Here is a 1,261-nt window from a genome sequence, read left to right on the forward strand (position 1 = left end):
TTGAAGGGCAAAGGGCTTGCCAGCCAAACAAAATCGGTTCACAGTGTGCTGCTGTAGGTTTTGTTTTTGCTCCTGCTTGCGCAAGCCGTTCTTTAACTAAAGCAAGGGTGCCATCGGGTTTATAAAAGGGAAAAATGATTTTTTCGCCATCTTCTCCTATGCGGTAACGCTTTATAATCTCTAAAGGAATGTGGCGTTCTTTGTGGAGATAGGTTTTTACAAGATTTTGCGGGGGGCGCCCTGTAGGGACCGGTGGACGGCGATAGGAACGATGGGGTGCCATAAAGGGTTTGGGGCGTGTCAGATTGAGAGCCGCGCGTGCTTCTTCTAAAGCTTGAGAGAGACTAATGCCTTTGACTTCACACCAAAGGTCTAAAAGATCTCCTCCAATGCCTTCTGCAAAATCATACCAAAGCCCTGCTTTGCTGCCGCTTAGGCAAATCGATAAACTTTGACCTGCCTCACCACGTGTGTTGCCTACAATCCAATTGTTGCCTCGTTTGTGCCCTTGGGGAAGAAGCATTTCTGCTATTCTATCTGCTTGTGAGATAAGTTTTTGTTTGATTTCAAAAATTGTGCTCATGGTCATTCGTCTGGTGAATATATTGTTGTTTTTTTCAGATGTGAGAGGTGAGAATTCTGTTTTACTGTTCTCGTTGTTCGATCACATGGTGAAAGGTTTTGTGCTATGCTGTCCTTTTTTGTGCGGGACTTGCTCTATCCTGAAAGTTTTTGAAATGGCTGTGTTGGTATCTGTTTGCCAAGGGTTTAGGAAGGTGGTGCCCTTTGAGAGGGGCGCGTTGGAAGCAGGTAGGGTGGATGATGCAAGAAGGTGGGGGGGGGATGTCTGAGAGTGTGGTGCATGCTGGAGTCCTGTTTTGGGATATCTTGTTGGGGCATGTGTTGGGATGCCTGTGTGGGAGGGAGAGTGCCAAGGAGTTTGCTTTTCATTGAAGGTTTTTGAAGCTGCTCTGTTGATGTCTGCTTGCCAAGAGCATGGGAAGTGGCACCTTGAGAAAAGGAGGAAAGCGGAAAGGAGGAAGGGGGTGAAAGAAGGGTGGGGTGGATATGTCTGTGAGAGGGTGGTGCATTTTGGAGTCCTGTTTTGGGATACCTTGTTGGGGCATGTGTTGGGATGCCTGTGTGGGGCTTTTGCATGGGGAAAACGCTTTTGTGATGAGAGAAAAATGGTCGATGTTGACGCGTTTTACGGTGTGAAGAGCTTATCCAAGTGTTGTTTTGCCGCCCTTTGTTTTGTGTT

General features: G+C 47.3%; 2 protein-coding genes and 1 pseudogene. 2 read left to right on the forward strand and 1 reads right to left on the reverse strand.

Annotated elements, in window-relative coordinates; genetic code table 11:
* Positions 1-583: pseudogene (locus ACFIO3_RS13305) on the reverse strand (DNA primase); the annotation flags it as partial.
* 203 nt (positions 584-786) lie between these two features.
* On the opposite strand from ACFIO3_RS13305, the gene ACFIO3_RS13310 reads away from it, so the two are divergent.
* Positions 787-954, forward strand: coding sequence for a hypothetical protein (locus ACFIO3_RS13310; RefSeq protein WP_375686638.1), 168 nt, complete (start codon positions 787-789; stop codon positions 952-954).
* The coding region (locus tag ACFIO3_RS13315; protein WP_375704615.1) for a hypothetical protein at positions 951-1,261 on the forward strand (311 nt) is incomplete at its 3' end. The genes ACFIO3_RS13310 and ACFIO3_RS13315, both read left to right, overlap by 4 nt.

The sequence above is a fragment of the Bartonella sp. AD328YNZD genome (assembly GCF_042196425.1).